The following is a 5,044-nucleotide window of genomic DNA, read 5'->3' as shown; positions in this document are numbered from 1 at the left end:
CTCTATGTGCCCGGCACCGTGGTCACGCCACACGTGCCGGTCAAGCATGTCAGTACGCGCCTGCTGGAAGTACTGGTTGGCTATTTTGTTGTGGGCGCCATCGGCTTTGCCATCGAGGCCAACTACGCGAACCCTTCAGTAAAAAACTGGGAGTTCTACGCCATTGCGGCGTGTCTGTACGTGGTGCTGGCTTACCCGGGCTTTGTCTGGCGCCATCTGATGAAGCATCCCGGGCGACATAAAACGGCCTGAAGGCAAGCTGGCTAGCAGACCGGATCCTGGCAGTGCGCGCACTGGCCGGGATTTTTTTATGGATACCGGCAATGCGATGTATAGGCCTGCGTTTATGTCCCTGGCGATGCGATGCCTATATCTACGTGTAGGCATTTGGCGTTGCTTGTATGTTTTCTGTGACGTCGCCCTGCGGTGCATCACAGCGCCACACCGCTATACTGCCACACTTTATTCCACCGTACTACACCGCACTGCATAGCAATGCACGGAAGCGTAAGCGGCGATCAAGCGGTCCTTCGCCTGTCTACTGCCCGAGTATTTGTCGGTACTGCCGTTCTGCGGCGCCCAGGGTGTTGAGCGTGCGCCAGCCCTGTTGCTCGCATTTCTTGTTGATGCACAGAAACAGCTCGGCGGTAGCCAATGCATCGGCCACTGCGTTGTGACGCCGATGGTTGTGTATCTGGAACAGGCGCATCCAGTCGTCCAGCGTTCTGTGATTCAAGGCTTGCTCGCGCAACAGGGCAGGGGCCAGATAGGCCAGGTCTATCCATTGTCTTTTTTTAAGATCGGTTTGTAGCCACATTTTCAGGCTTTTTTCGAGCATGGTCTGGTCAAAGGCGACGTGGAAGGCCAACAGGGGATCGGAGCCGATGTATTCAAGAAACTGCATGAGGGCCTCGGCCGGCTCAATGCCGTTGCGTTGTTTGCCACCGGCAATGCCATGGATCAGAATATTGCTTTTGCTGCTGATCTGCTCTTGCCGCAGAACAATATCGAAGGCATCGTCCAGCATGATGCGCCCGCGCTCGATGGCAACCGCGCCAATCGCGATCAAGGTATCTTTTTTTAGATTCAGGCCACTGGTTTCCACGTCCAGCACAACGATTCTGCTGTCGTGAACCGCCTGGGCACCAACGGGTTGCGGCAGCGCGCACCACGCCTCGAAGCGCGCTTGCAGCGAGGCAGGACGTGGATGTGAATTGCGCGAATGGAAAAAACCCCGCAAACTCATGTCTGTTGCCTCTTGACGGCTAATCGGTACGTCCCTGATGGCTGTGGCAGCGTCTTATAGTGCATATTTGACCGCCAGCATGCTTTGCAGGGACTTGGCCAGCCGGAAGGCTTCACGCAGGATCCGATTATCCAGGGCATTCAGCGTGCCAGGATCGATCTGGTTGGTGTAGGGCTGATTTTTTGCGGCTGCCTGATGATGTAATTGCATTCGTAATAACTGGATGTACAGGAATGCTTCGGCGTAGGCGTCGGCCTGTTCCTGTCGCAGTCCGGTTTTCGGTCCTGCTTCTTTGAGGCGCAGCACCGTATTGGTGTGGCTGCTGCCCGTCTGCAGCGCCAGTATGCGTGCGGCGTCAACAAAGAGCACAGCCGCCTGAGTCTTCAGATCCACGGTGTTATCCTGGCTGGTCACGAAATCACGGAACAGACCCAGTGGTGGTTTGCGTGACAGCGCAGTCTGGGTCAGAAAGCGCAGGAACAGCGGGTGTTGTGTTAGCGTCTGATTCAACCATTGGCGCAGTGACGTGGCCAGTTGCTCATTGCCATCAAGCGCACGAAAATCAAAGAAGATGGTCGAATGCATGATTGCCTGAGGATCGGGGCTGCTGATCCAGGCGCTGAAGCGGGCTCGCCATTCTTCGGTGCTCAGGCACCATTGCGGGTTCGACGCCATGATATTGCCTTTGCACAAGGGAAAGCCGCAGGTATCCAGCGCCTGATTGACCTCTTTTGCAAACGCCAGCAGGATAGGACGCGCCGCTTGGGCTTGCTGCGCATCGTTGGCGCTAAAGAGAATGCCGTTGTCCTGATCGGTATAGAGCATCTGCTCCATGCGACCTTCGGAGCCCAGCGACAGCCAGCAATAATCCAGGGTCTGCACCTGCGGGTGCCGTTCGCGCATCAAGCGGGAAAGCTGGCTTAGCGTCAGATCGTTCAAGGCCGAAATAATCTGCGTAATCTGCTCTACGGCGATACCCTGAGCCATCATATTGTCGCCCAGCTTGCGGATATCTTCGCAGCAGGCGGCTACATCTTGAACCGATTGGGCTGCCTGCAGGCGCAGATTGATTTGCCGCAGGCTGATTCGTTGCAGCGAGAACAGGTCCTTTTCCGATACCATCCCGCGTAGCCTGCCAGTGTCGGCATCGGCAACCACGATATGCCTGAATCCGCGCTTGGCCATGATGAGCGCGGCTTCGGAGGCAGGTGCGTCCGGCGGCAGCGAAACAGGCGCAGCCGTCATATAGCTGGCAAAGGGTGCATCCAGATCGGCCTGCGGCAGCGCCACCCGGGTAAGCAGGTCCTGCAACGTGAAAATGCCGACGGCCTGCTTATTGTCGTCTACCGCGATGATGGAACCCACCTGCTGTTCCTTCATGTGTTGCAAGACGTCGTGCAGAGGCAGGCTGGACGAACAGGTCACAGGTTCTCTTCGGATCAGTTGCTGCAGGGGCATGGTCAGCGCCGGGTGTTCAGCGCTGCTGCGGCTGTATTGCGCCTGGATAATCTGTTTGGAGTATTCAAGAAGCAGGGCGGTGCGCTGTTCGCAATAATCCCGGAAAACGGGCGATTCTGCGCGCAGTTGGGCAAAGCCTGCAAGGCTCAGTTCATAGACAAAGGTATCGGTCGCCGCGACAAACTGACTGCCAGGGGATCGACTGGCCAGGATCGCGCCCAGGGGGAAGCATTCGCCTTCGTGCAATTCGAACGTATTGCGATACTGACGGGCTGAACTGGCCAGCTGTTCGGTCTGGACAATACCCTGTTTGACGATATAGAAGGTTTCAGGTGGTGGCGCGTTGGCCGGGATAATGGTCTCGCCCTTGGCGAAGTAATTGATGGTCAGTCGGCACGCCAGTGCTTCCAGTACGTGCCCCTGCATGTTCTGAAAGGGTGAGAAGCGTTTGAGATGCTCAACAATGGCCTGATTCAACTGCATGATGTGTCCCTGGCATTGGGTTGTCGTCTGTCGGGCAGTATGCGATCCCGTCATGGGCAAGGTTATTTCAGGGTTATTTTATACCTGCTTGCGTCATTCAGAGATGAACAAGAATATTGACCAGGCGGTCAAAGGGATCGCGCACGTAAAAGCGGCGCACCCCCCAGGGCTCGGTCACCGGCCCGTATTCGGGTGTAATGGCTGCCGCCTCGCAACGTTGCAGGGCCTCATCCAGATCGTCAACTTCAATGGATAGATCGGGTACCGGGGCCCCTGATCCGCCTTCACTGGCGATACTCAGTTGTGTTTGCATGGTCTGGCCCGAACCGTAAGTGGCCAACCAGCCATGGTCCATCAGCAGGTCCAGGCCCAGGACGTCCTGATAAAACGCTTTGGCGGCAGCGACATTGGGACTTTGGATATTGGCGACAATACGTTTGACTTTCATGGATCCGGTTCCCTCTCAGCGGGAGTGCGTTGGCCACGGCTTGACGGCGTTGGCGACAAAGGGCTTGTGTGTCGGGTATTTAACAGTCCTTGCGCTGACCTGCGGCCGGACAGATGGACTGCTGCCCCTGTGGCCCGGTATTGGTTAATGGGGTCGTTCTGGCAGCGCTTCACCGTTGATTTCAATGATTTTAACTGATCTGGACGCAAGCGCATACAGTGCATATTGCACATTGGCGCTGGTCGGTTTGCGTGGTTGGTTTAGGCATAGGTTGTGGTTTCGGTCAGGTTGGCCTGTATATGTCGCCTTTTGCGGTGCTGGCTGCCGGGTCAGCGTTGCTTTGTCAGACTGCAGACTGTCGCGGCTGTGCTCGCCTGCGTCGGTGAAACGGCCAGGGCGGCAATGGGCAAGCGCGCAGCAAGAGTGGCTGAAGTCATGGTCTTGACGCGCTACGGATCGATTGTTAATCTGTTTCGCATCGTGACACGCTGAAGTTCAAACTGAAATGCAGCCGTGCAGGCGGGGTGCAGCTGAAGTACAAACTGAAGTGTACTATTGAACCGGGAGGAGCAATGATCGTGGCAAACGCTATCGTCGTCCAATACGCAAGGCCAGGTCGCAGGCGCCGCCTTGCCGCCGTAGTGCAATGACTCCCACCATCACTGCCTTTGCGCACTCTCCCGATGGCGGCAGGGGGCTGGCGCGTGATATGCGTGTGCGCTGGGCGCTTGAAGAAGCCGGGCAACCTTATTCTGTACGTTACCTGTCGTTTGCAGACTTGAAAGAGCCCGGGTATTATGCGCAGCATCCTTTCGGACAGATACCCAGTTATGAAGAAGGCGACCTGGTTCTGTTTGAGTCAGGCGCAATCGTGCTGCATATTGCCCAGCAGCATGCGCAACTGCTGCCGGAAGATCCCAATGCTCGGGCGCGTGGTATTGCCTGGATGTTTGCCGCGCTCAACTCCATCGAACCACCGATCTGGGAATGGACCATGGCCACTGTCCTGGAGTCCGACCAAAGCTGGTATGAGCAACGCCAGCATATTCTGCAGGAGCGGGTGCGGGCCCGGCTGGAACAATTCAGTCGCCGGCTTGGACAGGCTGATTGGATTGAAGACCAGTTCAGTGTCAGTGACCTGCTGGTGATAACGGTGCTGCGCATTTTGAAGGAATCGACCCTGTTGGCCGAATACCCGAACCTGTCCGCCTATGTGGCGCGAGGCGAGGCGCGACCTGCTTTCAAGCGGGCGTTCGCTGCGCAATTTGCTGCATTCACCGGGCAAGTGCCGGCCGATTAAAGCGTGCATGGTGTACTACACGCAGCGGTGCCGGTGGCCAAAAGGCGCGTGCCTGGCGGCTGTATGGCGTGCAGCGAGGGTTGATCAGCGTGTTGCCAAAGCGATTAGC

The 5,044-nt window shown here is 56.9% G+C and carries 5 protein-coding genes; 2 read left to right on the top strand and 3 right to left on the bottom strand.

Translation table 11 applies throughout. The annotated features are described in order from the left end of the window. Nucleotides 1-252 (top strand): DUF2818 family protein (locus ACTIKR_RS16475; protein ID WP_442328405.1); only part of this gene is annotated, 252 nt, incomplete at its 5' end. Nucleotides 253-538: 286 nt separating this feature from the next. On the opposite strand, the gene ACTIKR_RS16470 is transcribed toward ACTIKR_RS16475, so the two are convergent. From ACTIKR_RS16470 to ACTIKR_RS16460, 3 genes are all read right to left on the bottom strand, one after another. After that, the gene (locus ACTIKR_RS16470; protein WP_193087180.1) at nucleotides 539-1,246 is read right to left on the bottom strand and encodes a 3'-5' exonuclease; all 708 of its coding nucleotides are present in this window, start codon (nucleotides 1,244-1,246) and stop codon (nucleotides 539-541) included. Nucleotides 1,247-1,300: 54 nt separating this feature from the next. Next, entirely contained in the window at nucleotides 1,301-3,187 is a 1,887-nt protein-coding gene (locus tag ACTIKR_RS16465) for a DUF294 nucleotidyltransferase-like domain-containing protein (protein WP_193087179.1), read from the bottom strand. Nucleotides 3,188-3,284: 97 nt separating this feature from the next. Then, nucleotides 3,285-3,635, bottom strand: coding sequence for a VOC family protein (locus ACTIKR_RS16460; RefSeq protein ID WP_193087178.1), 351 nt, complete (start codon nucleotides 3,633-3,635; stop codon nucleotides 3,285-3,287). Nucleotides 3,636-4,281: 646 nt separating this feature from the next. On the opposite strand from ACTIKR_RS16460, the gene ACTIKR_RS16455 reads away from it, so the two are divergent. Further along, a complete protein-coding gene (locus ACTIKR_RS16455; protein WP_193087177.1) occupies nucleotides 4,282-4,935 on the top strand; it encodes a glutathione S-transferase family protein in 654 nt (217 codons plus the stop codon). The last annotated feature ends 109 nt before the right edge of the window (nucleotides 4,936-5,044 follow it).

The sequence above is a fragment of the Advenella sp. genome (assembly GCF_052108595.1).
Classification (GTDB): Bacteria; Pseudomonadota; Gammaproteobacteria; order Burkholderiales; family Burkholderiaceae_B; genus Advenella.
Note: the sequence above shows the minus strand (reverse complement) of the source record. Positions and strands in the feature narration are given on the sequence as shown.